Here is a 14,826-nt window from a genome sequence, read left to right on the forward strand (position 1 = left end):
GCCTCACAACCACGGCGTATGGTGCGCGTCAGCGTCCTGATGGACGACCGGATCGAGGCGATGCGACCGCGTGGGCTCCAGTCCGAACACGGCTTTTCGGTCGTCGTCGACGACGTCCTCTTCGATACCGGACAGACCGGGGTCGCCGTGGAGAACGCCCGGCGACTCGGACTGCCGACCGCGTACGACACGGTCGTCCTGAGTCACGGTCACTACGATCACACGGGTGGGCTGCCGTCGTTCCTGCCGGCGGCGGAACGGCTGTACGCCCACCCGGAAGCGTTCGCGCCGAAGTTCCGTGACGGCGAGTACATCGGGAACCCCTACCGGCGCGAGCGCATCGCCGCCGACGTCGAAGTGATCACGCACACCGAGCCGATCGAGGTTGCCCCGGACGTCTACGCGCTGGGAGAGGTTCCTCGCTCGTATCCGGACAACCCGACCGGGGAGACGGTCGACGAGGCCGGCGAGCGTGTGACCGACCGGATCCTCGACGATCAGTCACTGGCAGTCGAGACCGACGAGGGCCTCTTTTTGATCTGCGGGTGCTGTCACGCCGGTCTTCGGAACACGATCGAGCACGCCGAAGCGGCACTGGACTCGCCGGTCAGGGCCGTGCTGGGCGGCACGCACCTCGGCGCCGTCGACGCAGCGACGGTCCAGGAGATCGCCGACTACCTCGAGGGGCGACTTGACCTCCTCGCCCCCTCCCACTGCACGGGCCCGGCGGCCGAACGCATCCTCGCCGATCGCCTACCAGGTCCGTTCACCCAGGTCGGCGTCGGCAGCGAGATCGAGTGGTAACGCGGCGCAAGCGGAGTGATAACGCCTCACAGGGCCCGAGAGCCGATTTTCGGGTTGTTGGAAGCCGCGACAGATTTATCCCCGTGGCCAGGAGATTTTTGGATGTCCTAAATTAGGTGGGCCTAATGTCACGTCACAAAAATCACGGCGGCTGCCGACGACAGTCCTCCCGGCGCGGCGGTCGAGGCCGGTGTCAGCGCAAGTGTCTTGCCGAGATGGGGGGCCGGGAGTGTGGCACCATCGAGGAGATCGACGAGGAGATCCGCGAACAGGTCGTCTCCATGGGCGTCAGGCCCGGGAAACGCCTCGTCATCCAGAGCAAACAGCCGTTGAACGGCCCCATCGTCGTCTCGGTCGGCCAGAACATGACGTCTCTCAGTCGCTCACATGCACGCCAAATCGAAGTCGCCGTCGACGTCGAGTGACCGCTCGCGTGTCCTGTTGGTCGGCCATCCGAACGTCGGGAAGAGTGCGCTCTTCAACCGGCTCACCGGCGCCGACATCACCGAATCCAACTATCCGGGGACGACCGTCGATTACACCGAGGGCGAACTCGTCTACGATGGGGAGTCGCTCACCGTCATCGACGTTCCCGGCACCTTCTCGCTGAACCCGAAAGACCGCGCCGAAGCCGTCGCGGCCGACCTCCTCGAAGACAACCCCGAGGCGACGGTGATCTGCGTGCTCGACGCCACGCGCATCGAACGCGGCCTCCACCTCGCGCTCGAGGTGATCGAACGCGGGTACGCGGTCGTCCTGGCGTTGAACATGTGGGACGAGGCGCGCGAGAACGGGGTCGCCGTCGACGTCGACCGACTCGAGTCGGTCCTCGGCGTCCCCGTCGTGCCGACCGTCGCTCCGACCGGCCGCGGCGTCCAGGAACTGGTCGAGAGCCTCGGACGCGCCGCCGCACCCGCCATCGATGCGATCGACGACCGCCTCGCCGTCGACGGGGGCGAACGGGCGTGAGCACCGACCTCGACCCCGCCGAACGCTGGGAGCTCGTCGACGCCATCGTCGATGAGACCGTCGCCTACGACGAGACCCGTGAATCGTTGCCCGAGGTCCTCGGGAAACTCACCGTCGATCCCTGGATCGGACTCCCGTTCGCGGTCACCGTCCTCTACGGAATCTGGGCGTTCTTCGGTGCCGTGGCGGGCTTTTTCACCGATGGATACTTCGTCCCGATCTTCGACGAGTACTGGCTGCCGTTCCTCCAGGACGCCTTCCCGTGGGAAGGGAGCTGGCTGTACTTCATCCTCGTCGGCGATCCGGCCGCGACGAACAGCTTCGAGGCCTTCGGGATGTTCACCAGTGGCCTCTTCGTGGCCGTCGGCGTGGTGTTGCCCGCCGTGTTCGCGCTGTATTTCATCATCGTCATCCTGGAGGACTCGGGGTACATGGCGCGACTGGCCGTCCTGCTGGATACGCTGTTCCACCGGATCGGGCTCCACGGCTACTCGATCGTGCCGATGGTGCTCTCCTTTGGCTGCAACGTCCCCGGCGTCGCGGCGACGCGGAACCTCGAGTCCGAAAAACAGCGATTCATGATGATGACGTTGCTCTCGGTGTTCATCCCGTGTGGCGCCCAGCTGGGGATCATGCTCGCGTTGATCCCGCAGTACACCGGCTACATCCTCGTCTATCTGCTCGTGGGCTTTTTCGTCGTCGGGGCCGTCCTGAACCGGATCCTGCCGGGATCGTCGCCCGAGTTGATCACCGACATCCCGCCGCTTCGGGAGCCCAAACTGCCGAACGTGACGACCAAACTCTGGCTTCGCCTGCGCGGATTCCTGACGACGGCCGTCCCCTTCGTCCTGCTGGGCGTGGGCCTGATCAACGTCCTCTATCTCGGCGGGGCCATCGAGTGGCTGGCCACCTCCCTCGAACCCGTCCTGACGGGCTGGTTCGGGGTACCGAAGGAGACCGTGCCCGCGCTGATCGCCGGCTTCCTGCGCAAGGACCTGGCGGTGGCCCAGCTCACCGGCGTCGGGATGACTCCTTTCCAGCTGGTGATGTCGGTGGTGATGGTGAGCATCTACTTCCCGTGCGTGGCGACGTTCGCCATGCTGCTCAAGGAAGGCCGCGCGAGCGGCGGCATGGCCAGAACCCTGGGTGGAGCGATCGCCGTTCTCGGCGTGACTCTGTTCGTCTGGGGCGGGCTGCTCCACCTGATCGGCAAACTCCTGGGGGTGGCCTGAGATGACACGGTTCGACGAAGTCTACTTCGGGCTACTCGGCCTCGTCGTGGCCGCGACCGGTGCTGTCGCGGTGTTACTGGGCGTCGTCGGCGATTCGCGGACCGTGGCGGCTCTCACCGTCGGGGGGACGTATCTCCTCTGGCGGGGCCTGATCGTCTTCTTCGCGGGGGCCTTCTTCCTCCGGGCCGCGGTCGACGGTCTCGACGACCGGCGCGCCCAGGGCGTCGCGTTCCTGGCCGGGATCATGCTCTGGATCGTGGCCGCGACGGACGTTCTCGCCCGGGTGCTGGGCGCGATTCCCGGCGGCGGGGACGTCTGGGTCGCCAGCGCCCCGGCGATCGTCGGCTCACTGGGACCGCCGTACGCCCCGGCGATCCTCTTTGGGGTCCTTGCGCTGCCCGTCGTCCGGTTCACCCAGTACGCCCCAGAAGCGCCCGAGGGAGGTGTCGGCGAGTGACCAGCTACCGTCGGGTCCTGGCGCTGGTCGCCCGCGGTATCCAGCTCCCGGTCGCCGCCGATCGGCTGTCCCTGCGCGAGGACCGGGTTGCCGCCATGGTCGAGTCGATGGTCCGGGCCGGCCACCTCCGGGACGTCGGCTGTACGGGGGATACGTGCTCGGCGTGTCCGATGGCCGATGGGTGTTCGATCTCCCAGTCGACCCCCTCGCAGTACGTCGTCACGGCGGCGGGCCGGTCGCTGCTGGCTGAGGCCGACGACGACGTCGTTCCGGATATCGAAGCGACGACGTCCTCCGTAACACCCTCGACTCGCGGATAGCCCACAGGCGCCCGGAACGACCCGTTATCACTCGGTAGGAGTTGGCGAAACGCTGATGCGTGGTCCCGTGGTACGTATACATAGTATGACAAATCCCCACGTCGTGACCGACGAGGACGGCGAACTCGATTACGTCGAGTACTACATCGAGTGTAACAACACGATCGTCAAACTGTACCCGGATCCAGACGAGGAGGACGGCTGGCGCGTCGAGGAGGAAGTGGCCGACGAGGAAGGTCCCTGGTCGAAGCCGTAACGGACCGCCATTTTCGCGCGCCGGCGTCTCGACCCGGGCCGGCCGCACGTGAATAGATCACCAGAGAGCGATGGCTCCGGCCTCCTCGCTGCCGGCGGGACCGGAACGCACATCTTCGCCCCGGGCGTACCCGTTGTCGTTCGATGTACGTCTGTATCCCCACGCTCGGCGACGGCGGTCTCGACGCGGAGGTCTCTCCCCACTTCGGCCGAGCCCCGACGTTCACGGTGTACGATACCGACGCGGAGACGGCCCACGTGGTCGAGAACCGCGGCGACCACCACGGCGGACACCGTTCGCCACCGGACGCCATCGCCGATACCGGTGCTGACGAGCTCGTCTGTGGGAACCTCGGCCGGAAGGCAGTCGACCGGTTCGACGACCTCGGGATCGACGTCTATCGGGGCGCCGACGGGACCGTGGCCGAGGCGCTCGAACGGTGGTCGGCCGGCGACTTGGACGAGGCGCAACCCGGCGAGGACTGCGGCCACGACCACGGACACGGCGACGGTCACGGCCACGACCACGGACACGGCGACGGTCACGGTCACGACCACGGACACGGCGAAGGCCACGACCACGGCGAAAGTCACGGTCACCACGCGCACGAGTAGGCGGTTGAACACGGAACGAGCGGCGTCCAGGTGTGACCGGCGCGACCGGGCCACAGCACCGGCCGGTGCTGCTATCGACCCCGACTGAGTTCGGTTTTTCCGCGTCAGAGCGACCGTGCCGTCTCGTAGGCCGAGGCGATCGCGTCCTCGGCCTTCCCCGGATCGGCCGCGTCGCCGACCGTCCAGGTGGGGATCGAGAGCGTTTCGTGATCGAAGGGATCGTAGGACTGGACGCCGGTCGCGAGGACGTACCGGTCGATGCCCGTCCAGGTGCGCTCTTGGCCGTCGGTTTCGCCGATCGCGGTGTCGCCGTCGATCGCCTGGAGGTCGGTCTCGCGGTTGATCTCGACCGCCGCCTCGGACTCAAGGCGCGAGAGCAGCGGCCCCTTCTCGAGGTCGATCATGTTGCCGCCGACCGCCGGGAGCAACTCGACGACGACGACCTCGTTTCCGGCCCGGGCGAGCGCGTCGGCCGTCTCGAGGCCGACGAACCCGCCGCCGATCACGAGCACCCGCTCGTCGGTCGGCATGGCAGCCGCGTCCAGGATCTCGGCCCCGTCGTAGCCCGCCGCTTCGAGCCCATCTATGGGGGGCACGAGGGGCTCCGAGCCAGTCGCGACGACAGCGCCATCGTAGTCCTCGAGGTCGCCCTCGGTCGCCCGCTCCAGGGTGACGTCGATGGCGTCGGCGCGCTCGAGGACCTCGGTGAAATACTCGAGGCCCTTCTGGAGGCTGTCCTTGCCGGGTGGCAGCGGTGCCCAGCGGAACGCGCCGCCCAGGGCCTCGGCCTCGTAGAGGTCGACGTCGTGGCCGCGCTCGGCGAGAACCTCCGCGGCGGCCATCCCGGCGGGACCACCGCCGACGACGGCGTACTCGGCAGGCTCCGTCGCCGTGCCGAACCGGAGTTCGTCGGGGTCTCCCACCGAGGGGTTGATGACACAGCCCAGCCCGTCGCCGGACTTGACACCACCCAGACAGCCGTCGCTGCAGGCCATACAGGGTCTGACCGGTCCGTCGACCTCGCCGAGGTACTTGCCGAGGAAGTCCGGGTCTGCCACGAGGGCTCGGCCCAGCGCGATCATCTCGACGTCGAGGTCCTCGCGGACCGTCTCGACGTCGTCGAACTCGTTGATGCGGCCGACCGCCGCGACCGGGACGTCGAGGTCCGCCTGGAGGGCGTCGGCGTACTCCCAGGGGTCGCCTTTCGGCGTGTACATGTGCTGGAAGAAGTACGGCGGCGTGGCACACAGCGTCCCCATCGTCACGTGGAAGGCGGCCGCTCCCCGGTCGGCCAGCTCCTGGGAGAACGCCCTCGCCTCCCGGAACGCGATCCCGCCCTCGACCGTGTCGTCGGCCGTGAGTCGGATCATGACGGGGACGTCGACCGCGGCCTGTACCGCGTCGAAGACCTCGCGTCCGAACCGCGTCCGGTTCTCGAAGGAGCCGCCGTACTCGTCGACCCGGTCGTTGACGGCCGGGGAGAAAAACTGCGCCACCAGGTATCCGTGACCGAACTGCAACTCGATCACGTCGAAGCCGGCCTGCTCGGCCCGCCGTGCCCCCTCGGCGAACTGCTCGATCGCCGTATCGATCTGTTCTTTGCTCATTCGGTCGGGTGTCACGCCCGTCCGCTCGCAGGTCGTCGCCGAGGCCGACAGGTGGACGGTGCCCTCGATCCCCGGGTTGGCCATCCGGCCCGGGTGGTTGAGGTGGGCGATGGCTTTCGCGCCCCCCTCGTGGATGGCCTCGGTCAGCGTCCGAAGGCCCGGGACGGCATCGTCGTTCGCGATCCCCATCTGGGTCGGCACCTCCCTGAGGGACTCGTCGAGATACAGGGGCTCGGGGATGATTGCGCCCACGTGGTCGGCGCGTCGGCGATAGAACCGTCGGTGACGGTCGGTGACGCCACCGTCACCGTCGCTGTAGCCGGTCTTGATCGGTGCCATGACGAACTCGTTGCGGAGGTTGACGTCGCCTATGTGCATAGCTACCAGCTCCGGAGGGCCGTATCCCACCGTTTCGCACGAAGACTATTGTCCCTTTCTCCCACAACCACGAACGAACATTACTGCATGCGACGGTCTGTCCCGGCTGGGCCGCTGGGCCCGTGCAAGGTCCACAAAACATCGCCGCGTCACGTCTCGGTAGTCTAGGGGTGCAAATCGTCGTTCGGGTGGGGGGGGGAGAGTGTCCGACCGACAGTGGTCCCATCGAATGACGGCTGCCCGGCCCCGCCCGATCGCTGGCGCCGTCTCAGGCGGTCGCGCGGTCGTCGATCCGCCAGTACACGCGGGTGCGTCCCGTCTTCCGCCGGTCGAGAATCCCGGCGTCACAGAGGTCGTTGAGTTTGCGTCGGGCGCCTTCCGTCGTCATGTCGTAGACCTCCGCCAGGTCGCTGGTGGTGAGCACCGGCCCGGGGGTCTCCTCGAAGAGCGCGAGAATCTCCTGCTCGGTGACGGCGTCGACGTACTGCCCCCTGTCGTTTCGCCGCCGACCGCGTCCTTCGCGACCCCGTCCGCCGCCACTCCGCCGTCTCCGGCTGCCGTCCGAGTCGCCGTCGCGGGCGCTCCCGTTGCGGCCGCCGCCACCGCGGCCGTTCCGCTTGGCTCCATCGCCGCGTGCCGTTCCCCTGGCTTTCCCGGTGTGCGTCTCGTTTCGGCGTCGGTTCGGTGCGGAGCCGTCGTCTCGGTGCATACGCAATACCAGGCGATGCGTGGGCATAACCATTTTGGTGTAGCCAAGTGGCCATTTCCGACCGGTCGCTTTCGTCTGCACTGCCGACGCACTCGAGGTCCTCGTGGTGTCCCTGCTGGTGTGTCCGGGTGTGTGACTACCACGCAAAACTCTCATTACCTCGTAGCGGCTATGTATACGTATGCAATCGCCCCGAATCGTTCTGCTCGACGCCTCGCTCGGCGACACCCCCGCCGAGCGGAACTTCCGGCGGGAAGTCGAAGCCGAAATCGAGGCGTACAAAGTGAGCGAGGGAGCGGACCCGCCACCGGTCGCGGAGTCCGACGGCCGATCCTACGACGGGGCGATCATCAGCGGTTCGCAAGCGTCGGTGTACGACGACGAGGCGTGGATCGAGGCGGTCGCGGACTGGACACGGGCCGCGATCCGGGAATCGATCCCGGTGTTGGGCGTCTGCTGGGGGCATCAGCTCGTGGCGGCTGCCACGGGCGGCACTGTCGAGCCCATCGGTCGGTACGAAATCGGGTATCGGACTATCGAGGTCACCGACGACGACCCGCTCTTCGACGGGATGCCCGCGGATTTCGTCGCCTTCGAGACGCACTCCGACGAGGTCACAACCCTTCCCGAGGACGCGGTCGAACTCGCGCGCAACGACTGTACGATACAGTCTTTCCGAGTGGGGAGCGCCTACGGGGTGCAGTTCCATCCCGAATACGACCTCCAGACGACCCGGTGGATCGTCGACGGGAAGGACCTCCAGCCGGAGCGTGAGGCGGCAATCCGTGAGGATCTCACGCGAGACCGGTATCAGGAGGCCAGCACCGCGACCCGGGTGTTCGACAACTTCCTCGCCATGGTCGACGACGCGTCGACGTGACGCGCGAACTGGGGTCATTCGTTCGTTTCGGATGCCCAGAGCCGGGCGAGTCCCGTCTCGAGCAGACTGGCGTTCTGTATCAGTACTGTCCCGAGGATGCTCATCACGAGCACGTAGCCGACGGCGAACGCCGGGATGACGGTGCCGAGAGCTCCGGTCCCGACACTCGTCGCGAGCGCCGCGAGGACGAGTGAGAACTCGCCGCGCGGAACGAGGCCGAGGCCGACCCGCACCGACCGGACCCGACTCAGGTCGTAGACCGACCCCGAGACGGTCCCGCTCACCAGTTTTCCAGCGGTCGTCAGGACGACGGCGGCCAGGAGCAGCCAGGCCACCTCCGGAAGGAGGGTGACGTCGGTGGTGAGACCGATGGCGAAAAAGAACACGGCGGCGAAGAAGTCACGGGCCGGGGTCACAACGTTTTCGATGCGCCCGACGTGTCCGGTCGCGCTAAACGCCGTCCCGACGAAGAACGCGGCGACGGCCTCGCTGAGGCCAGCGGCGAGCGCCGCACCAGCGACGAGCGTCGTGATGCTCAGGATGCGCAACAAGAACAACTCGTCCGAGTCGGTCTCGAACGCTCGCTCTAACTGCTCGGTCCCGTAGAACGCCACGAGTGTTAGCGCACCGAGGAACACGAACGCGACGCCCACGGAGATGGCGGCGTCCGTCGTCGACCCCTCACCGAGGGCGACCGCCGAGAGCAGTGCCAAATACACGGCGATGAGGACGTCCTCGAAGACGAGAGTCCCCAGGATCGGGCTGCTCTCACGGTTGGCGACCCACCCGTTGTCGATGAGCGACTTCGTGATCACGGCGCTCGAGGAGATGTAGACGATACCGGCGATGAACAGCGTCTCGAGGAGGCTATAGCCGAAGGCGACCCCGAGTGCGACGCCCAGACCGAAGTTGACCACGAAGTCCAGCGACCCGATGGTGGCGATCCGGGCCCGATCGTCGAGTAACTGTCCGATGCTGAACTCGAGTCCAAGGAAGAACAACAGGAAGACGATCCCGAGTTCCGCGAGGAGGTCGACGAACTCGCTGTGCTCGACGAGTGTCAATGGCACCATCCCGATGGCGGTCGGCTCGTTCGGGCCGACGAGGATGCCGACCAGGATGTACGCCGGGATGACCGAGAGCCCGACGCGCAGGGCGAGTGTTCCGGCCAGTGCGATGGCCGTCAGGGCGATCCCGATCTCGAGGAGCGATACCGCCGCCATCTCACGATTCGTCCGACGCTTCTTCGTCGGTGAGCAGGTCGGCGAACGCCTGGTGTTGCTCTCTGGTTCCGATGGCGACGAGGATGTCGTCCGCGCTGATCTCCGTCGTCGGGTCGGGATTCGGGATGGTGGTCTCGCCGCGCTGGATGGCGATGACGGAGATGCCAGTTCGCTCTCTGAGGTTGGCTTCCCGGAGGGTGTTTCCGACCACCGGCGTCGTCCCCTCGATATCGACCCATTCGATGATCGCGTCGCCGAGCGGGACCGTCGTCTCTTCGAGTTCGACCGGCTGGAAGTACGCCCCTTCGAGTATCGAACCGAGCTGTCGGGCTCGTTTGCCCGTCAGCGTGAACAACTTCTCGCTGTCCTGGTCCGGCCCCGGCCGGCGATACAGCTCGCGTTTCCCGTCGTGGTGGATCAGAACGACGAGTCGTTCCTCGCCCTCGAGTTCGAGTTCGAACTTGTGGCCGACGCCGGGGACGTCGGTCTCGTAGATGGTCATATCGTAGTCCTGCGGGCGGATGGCTATAAACCTCGGTGGGCGACTCGGTCGGATGGAGCCATCGGCGCCGATTATTCATATAGCGATATTTGATATAGTATATAAAGTTTCGCTACCGAGTGGGCGACGGAGCCGTGGCGAGAGCGGCAGCGAGTCGGCTGTGTGCCGATCGCACTGGGAAAATCGGATTACTGACCTAATCCCCGGCCGAGAGGAGCTGGATTAGAACGGGGTGTCCGCGGCCGTGTCGCCGTCGGCGTCCGCGTGGACCGTCTCGATCTCCGGGATCTCTGCGGCCATCCGTGATTTGATCGCCTGGACGGTCATCGGCGAGATACCGCAGCCGCTGCAGGCACCTGCGAGACGGAGGGTGACCTCTCCGGACTCGGCGTCGAGACTCTCGATGACGGCCGTCCCCCCGTGCATCTGGATCTGCGGGAAGTTACGGCTGAGAAAGTCCGTAACTCGTTCCCGTAGATCGGTCACGTCCCCGCTCTCGGTGCTCATAGAGCCGATTTAGTGATGTGTGGGTTTATGCCTTTGGTTAACCGCGGTTTTCGGCGATATGAGGCCTTTCGACCGTTCTCTCTCCCATTTCCAATTTCCGACGGCGTGCCCGTCTGTCCCGCTGAACTGAGCTTCGTCCCGCTAGCTGGGCCTGGGTCGTTACTCACCGCTACCGAGATTCGATATTGCGACATGTGGTTTATAACGTCGTGTGTCGGGTTTCGAGCTGGATGTTCGGTGTGCTCAGCTCCGACGGATACCGACGAACGGTTCTCGGGACATTCTTTTATATAATGTACTGCATATCGATATATCGAATACTGTCCGACTAGCGGCCGCTCGATGACCGGGGTCGATTCGGCGTCGAGCACCTCCTAGCCAGTCGTCTGGTAGTTCGAATCGTCTGGTCGATACGGGTTCACTCGTCGCTCCAGGTCCATTTGCGAGGGCCGACAACCGACAGTGCGAGCCCCCTCGTTTACCGGGTTTATTGTTGCCATAGTGAGGTCTCGAATGGTTGTGCCAGAGTGGAAGCAGGGATGCCCCTCAAGGGCGTCTGGGTTCCGGGTGAATCGATCTCGGTGCGGTCTCGGTTTCTCTCGAACTCCGGATTGTTTTCGCCATCGTCGCTCCGATGACGTGAGTTCGCATACTGGGGCCGCCGTTCGGCCGTCGCAGATGGGTCCCGTCGATCTCTCAGTTTCGGCGATTCCTCTTATAATAAACCGTATGATGCGATATCAAAAATTCCCGCACGACTACCTATATATCCACGTCTAGAATGGTGAAAATTACGACGAGAGCGGTTCTCTGTTCCGAAATCGTGACATTGTGATGGGCGAACGTCTCTCTCGAACCCGTCGATACTGCGAGGTCGAGCCGAGTATCCAAAGCGCGAAATCCGGCTAATTGGGCGGTAAAAGCCCACTCGGTACGACATCCGGCCGAAAAGATCCGGGGGGGGGGGGGCTATCGGCCCGGGATCAGGCCGTCGCTCGCGGTTTCACCGCGTCCGCGCCGTCGAGGATGGTCTTCAGGAGCTTCGACTGTGCCGCGGCGAGGTGCTCGGTGAACGTCGAGGTCGTGATCCCCAGCGATTCGGCGACCTCGCCGGCGTTGGCTCCCTTCGGGTGCTCGAAGTAGCCCATCTGGAAGGCCGTCTCGAGAACCTCCCGCTGGCGATCGGTGAGTTCGCCGCGATCCACGAACACGAGATCGTCTGCGCCGTCTTCGTCCTTCGAGCTGACGAGCCGTTGGACGTCGACGCCGTCGTAGTTCTCTCGGAGCGTGCTCACGGCGTCCCGCAGGTCCTCCATCGTCTGCGCGTGGAACGTCATCGAGAGGTCGCCGTTCTCGGCCTGCACCTCGACGATCGGTGCGTTGAACTGCTCGACCATCTCGCAGGCGCAGTCGTCCCCGAAGTCCCGCTGGAAGCGGTAGACGGACTTCTGGCCGTAGGAGAACACCGATTCGAGCCCGTCGATGTCCTCGAGATCGCCGTTCGCGTCGGTGGCGAACTCCTCGGTGACGCGGCCGGTGTCGGGTTCGACGCGCTTGGAGACGTTGTAGCACGCCACGCCATCGTCCGACGCCTGGGCGACGGGACAGCTGGTTGCATTGCCGATTCGGATCTGTGCTCTGATTCCTGCGCTCATAGTGGGGTACGTTTGGGTGGGGGAGGGTAGTCGGGCGCGATACTGTTTCGACGGGACTGAACCGACCCGTCGCAGATATTTGGTAGTCGTCGCTAGATCGACCTAAAAGACACCCCGTTTCTCACAGCCTGAAAAACCGTTTTACACGGTCTAATGGTGGCGATATCGGCACTTTAGAGACATTCCCGCTGAATTATTGTTGGATTTGCAACCCCTCATATTGTGGACGGCGAGGGTGGAGCGTCGCGATTGGCGGTGCCGTCAGGGGGAGGGGCGTTCGCGCCCGTCGATCCGCCGATATCCTCTCTCCCTTCCTCTATCGGCGAAAATCGCTGCTTTCGGGCGCTGTCGGTCGGAATCGTTTTCTATCGGAGACTCGTCGGACGGGATATGAGTGCGGGTATTCGAGCCGAACTGTCTCTCGACGCGAAGACGTCGTGTCCAGTCGCCCGGATCGCCGACGATGCGGAGACCGCGACGCAGTCAATCTCGAAGACGACTGCGCCGGATACCGCGACCGTCACCGAGGAATTCGTTCTCGACGGGCCGGCCGACGTCGACGCCGAACCGGACGTCGAAGAAGTCTTCTCCTACGGATCGGAGCGGGTCTACCGGTTCGAGCGATCGGTCGACCGACCGTGTCCATGCGAATCCGTCGAGGAGTACGGATCGCCGGTCCTCGACGTCGCCGCCGAGTCGGGGTCGCTCGAGATGGCCTTCCACGCGGACGATATGGACCATCTCCAGCAGGTGGTCACGTCGCTGCGGCGCCAGTACGACGAGGTGAACGTCAACCGCCTCCTCCGGTCACGGAACGGCGATACCGAGGCGGCCGACCTGGTCCTCGTCGACCGGAGCGAACTGACCGCCCGTCAGGAGGAGGTCCTGAACACGGCCCATCAACTGGGATACTTCGACCATCCCAAAGGCGCGAATGCCGGCGACGTCGCGGAGTCGCTGGGGATCACGACCTCGACGTTCACCGAGCACCTCGCCGCGGCACAGTCGAAGCTCCTCTCGGCGATTCTGCAGCCATAGGGCCGCCCCCCTCTCTTTTGTGGGGCCGTCGTTTTACGGTATTGTGACGAAGCTGGGAATATGGGTAGCTCAGCGGTGTTGCAGTTCGCCTGTCCCGACTGCGAGGAGACCATCTACCTCGACGACGGGATGCGAGAACTGCTCTGTGAATTCGGGTGTATCGTCTGTGGGGCTGGCGTCGACGAGCGGGATTTCGTCCTCGCATCCGGCCCCGCGAACTCAGCGTAGCTGTTCACCGAGGATGCGGTCGGCGGCCTCGACGAACGCCGTCTCCTTCCCTCGGGGAACGGTCGCGCCGGCCGCGACGGCATGCCCCCCGCCGTCGCCGCCGACCGCCCGGGATGCCTGCTGCATGACCGCCGAGAGGTCGAGCCCCTTCCGGAGTAGCCTCGCATTCCCCCGCGCGGAAACCTTCGTCTCCCCGTCCTCAGCGTGGGCGAAGGCGATCATCGGAACCGACCGGTCCACCCCGTCCGCGCCGAAGGCCATGCCGGCGATAATGCCGACGATGGTCTCTCTGATCTCGTCTTCGGCGTGGAACCACTGGCAGTTGTCTTCCCGCGTGACGCCGTGATCGGCCACCCACTCGATACCCTGTGAGAGGTTTCGGCGGTGGGTGCGTAACAGGCGCTCCGCTTCGCCGAAGGCCGCTCCACGCTCCCCGAGGCAGACGGCCAGGCCGACGTCGGCCCGGTCGTAGCGAGCGGTCGCGTTGAGCAGGGTGGAGAACTCGGAGGCGTCCCGTAGCACGGTCCCAGCCGTCTCCCGGGGCAGGGTGTAACTGGTACCGATCAGATCGTCGATCCGCGACGCTGGAACGCCGTTTCGCACCGCCCGTCTGACCAGCGCGGAGACCACTGTCTGGCGTTCGTCGTGGGTCAGATCGGCCCACGTCCGCCAGTCGCCGTCAGCTTTGAGGTCCAGATCGAGGCCGTCCAGGAATCGAACGGCACCGGCCTGGTCGTTCGTGATGCCCGGGATCCGTACGTCGTTCGCGTACTCGAGGAGCTTCGGGAGTGGGCGGGTCTGGGTGCCGTACATCGCCAGGTCCTTCGCGGTATCCAGTACGCCGGCAGCGACCCCCTCCTCGACGATCCGGGCGTTCGCGCCGACGAGTTCGCCGTCGACCGTCTGCATGTCGCCGACGGCGCCGACGACGGCAAGCGCGGCGAGGTCGCGGTTCCCGTCGGTCGCGTGGTCCTCTGGGTCGCGGCCGCAGTCCGCGAGCGCCCGCGCGAGCACGTACGCCGCCCCCGCGCCGGACAGTTCGCTGCCGCCGTCGATGCCCTCCAGTAGCGGGTTGACGTGGAACTCGGCGTCGGCGTCGGCCGGCTGGTGGTGGTCGGCCACGATCGGGGTGAAGCCGGCCCGATCGGCGTACTCCACGACGACGTCGAGTTGGCCACTCCCGAAGTCGGTGAACAGGACGGTTTCGTAGTCGCTCGCGGCGATGGCCGCGATGGCCTCCTCGTCGAGTTGCTTCTCGAAGGTCGTCGCCACCGGGATGTCGGCTCGTTCGAGCGCCGTGGTGGCGATGGCGGCACTGGTGAGCCCGTCGGCGTCGATGTGGGAGGCCAGCAGTACCGCCTCCGCTTCGCGGAGCCGTCGGGCAGCGGCCTCGGCGCGGGTGGCCAGAGCGGGAACCGGTGCGTCCATCGAACCGGGATAGGACCGG

Annotated in this window: 18 protein-coding genes; 11 read left to right on the forward strand and 7 right to left on the reverse strand. The window is 65.7% G+C overall.

Features of this window, described 5'->3' with window-relative positions:
- Positions 1–18: 18 nt before the first annotated feature.
- The 8 genes from HSRCO_RS00570 (at position 19) to HSRCO_RS00605 (ending at position 4,652) form a co-directional block, all read left to right on the forward strand.
- Positions 19–804, forward strand: a complete 786-nt coding sequence (locus HSRCO_RS00570; RefSeq protein WP_259518436.1) for an MBL fold metallo-hydrolase — start codon at positions 19–21, stop codon at positions 802–804.
- 125 nt (positions 805–929) lie between these two features.
- Positions 930–1,229, forward strand: a complete 300-nt coding sequence (locus tag HSRCO_RS00575) for a FeoA family protein (protein WP_259518437.1) — start codon at positions 930–932, stop codon at positions 1,227–1,229.
- A complete protein-coding gene (locus tag HSRCO_RS00580) occupies positions 1,192–1,773 on the forward strand; it encodes a FeoB small GTPase domain-containing protein (protein WP_259518438.1) in 582 nt (193 codons plus the stop codon). The genes HSRCO_RS00575 and HSRCO_RS00580 overlap by 38 nt, the downstream gene beginning before the upstream one ends.
- Entirely contained in the window at positions 1,770–3,005 is a 1,236-nt protein-coding gene (locus HSRCO_RS00585; protein ID WP_259518439.1) for a nucleoside recognition domain-containing protein, read from the forward strand. The genes HSRCO_RS00580 and HSRCO_RS00585 overlap by 4 nt, the downstream gene beginning before the upstream one ends.
- Position 3,006: 1 nt before the next feature.
- Positions 3,007–3,462, forward strand: a complete 456-nt coding sequence (locus HSRCO_RS00590; protein WP_259518440.1) for a hypothetical protein — start codon at positions 3,007–3,009, stop codon at positions 3,460–3,462.
- Positions 3,459–3,782 (forward strand): hypothetical protein, encoded by a 324-nt coding sequence (locus tag HSRCO_RS00595; protein ID WP_259518441.1) that lies wholly within the window; start codon positions 3,459–3,461, stop codon positions 3,780–3,782. Before HSRCO_RS00590 ends, HSRCO_RS00595 begins: the two co-directional genes overlap by 4 nt.
- 85 nt (positions 3,783–3,867) lie before the next feature.
- A complete protein-coding gene (locus HSRCO_RS00600) occupies positions 3,868–4,038 on the forward strand; it encodes a hypothetical protein (RefSeq protein ID WP_259518442.1) in 171 nt (56 codons plus the stop codon).
- Positions 4,039–4,181: 143 nt separating this feature from the next.
- Positions 4,182–4,652, forward strand: a complete 471-nt coding sequence (locus tag HSRCO_RS00605) for a NifB/NifX family molybdenum-iron cluster-binding protein (RefSeq protein WP_259518443.1) — start codon at positions 4,182–4,184, stop codon at positions 4,650–4,652.
- A 104-nt stretch (positions 4,653–4,756) separates the two neighbouring features.
- Here the strand turns inward: HSRCO_RS00605 and HSRCO_RS00610 are convergent, their stop codons facing one another.
- Positions 4,757–6,637 carry an FAD-dependent oxidoreductase gene (locus tag HSRCO_RS00610; protein WP_259518444.1) on the reverse strand — a complete coding sequence of 627 codons (1,881 nt, stop codon included), beginning with the start codon at positions 6,635–6,637 and terminating at the stop codon, positions 4,757–4,759.
- Between the two features lie 268 nt (positions 6,638–6,905).
- On the reverse strand, positions 6,906–7,346 hold the full coding sequence (locus HSRCO_RS00615; RefSeq protein WP_259518445.1) for a helix-turn-helix domain-containing protein: 441 nt from the start codon (positions 7,344–7,346) through the stop codon (positions 6,906–6,908).
- Between the two features lie 181 nt (positions 7,347–7,527).
- On the opposite strand from HSRCO_RS00615, the gene HSRCO_RS00620 reads away from it, so the two are divergent.
- On the forward strand, positions 7,528–8,226 hold the full coding sequence (locus tag HSRCO_RS00620) for a type 1 glutamine amidotransferase (RefSeq protein WP_259518446.1): 699 nt from the start codon (positions 7,528–7,530) through the stop codon (positions 8,224–8,226).
- A 14-nt stretch (positions 8,227–8,240) separates the two neighbouring features.
- On the opposite strand, the gene HSRCO_RS00625 is transcribed toward HSRCO_RS00620, so the two are convergent.
- The 4 genes from HSRCO_RS00625 to HSRCO_RS00640 all read right to left on the reverse strand — a co-directional run bounded on the left by HSRCO_RS00625 (position 8,241) and on the right by HSRCO_RS00640 (position 12,113).
- The gene (locus HSRCO_RS00625) at positions 8,241–9,449 is read right to left on the reverse strand and encodes a cation:proton antiporter (protein ID WP_259518447.1); all 1,209 of its coding nucleotides are present in this window, start codon (positions 9,447–9,449) and stop codon (positions 8,241–8,243) included.
- 1 nt (position 9,450) lies between these two features.
- Positions 9,451–9,951, reverse strand: a complete 501-nt coding sequence (locus HSRCO_RS00630; protein WP_259518448.1) for a cation:proton antiporter regulatory subunit — start codon at positions 9,949–9,951, stop codon at positions 9,451–9,453.
- A 222-nt stretch (positions 9,952–10,173) separates the two neighbouring features.
- Positions 10,174–10,458 carry a NifU family protein gene (locus HSRCO_RS00635; protein ID WP_396266404.1) on the reverse strand — a complete coding sequence of 95 codons (285 nt, stop codon included), beginning with the start codon at positions 10,456–10,458 and terminating at the stop codon, positions 10,174–10,176.
- A gap of 983 nt (positions 10,459–11,441) precedes the next feature.
- Positions 11,442–12,113: a helix-turn-helix domain-containing protein gene (locus HSRCO_RS00640; RefSeq protein WP_259518449.1), complete on the reverse strand. Its 672-nt coding sequence runs from the start codon at positions 12,111–12,113 to the stop codon at positions 11,442–11,444.
- 390 nt (positions 12,114–12,503) lie between these two features.
- Between HSRCO_RS00640 and HSRCO_RS00645 the strand changes: the two genes are divergently transcribed.
- Both HSRCO_RS00645 and HSRCO_RS00650 read left to right on the forward strand, forming a co-directional pair.
- Positions 12,504–13,151, forward strand: coding sequence for a helix-turn-helix domain-containing protein (locus HSRCO_RS00645; protein ID WP_259518450.1), 648 nt, complete (start codon positions 12,504–12,506; stop codon positions 13,149–13,151).
- 60 nt (positions 13,152–13,211) lie between these two features.
- Positions 13,212–13,379 (forward strand): hypothetical protein, encoded by a 168-nt coding sequence (locus HSRCO_RS00650; protein ID WP_259518451.1) that lies wholly within the window; start codon positions 13,212–13,214, stop codon positions 13,377–13,379.
- Here HSRCO_RS00650 and HSRCO_RS00655 read toward each other — a convergent pair.
- Positions 13,371–14,807: a DHH family phosphoesterase gene (locus tag HSRCO_RS00655; protein ID WP_259518452.1), complete on the reverse strand. Its 1,437-nt coding sequence runs from the start codon at positions 14,805–14,807 to the stop codon at positions 13,371–13,373. The genes HSRCO_RS00650 and HSRCO_RS00655 overlap by 9 nt on opposite strands.
- Positions 14,808–14,826: the final 19 nt, after the last annotated feature.

This window comes from Halanaeroarchaeum sp. HSR-CO, assembly GCF_024972755.1.
GTDB lineage: Archaea > Halobacteriota > Halobacteria > Halobacteriales > Halobacteriaceae > Halanaeroarchaeum.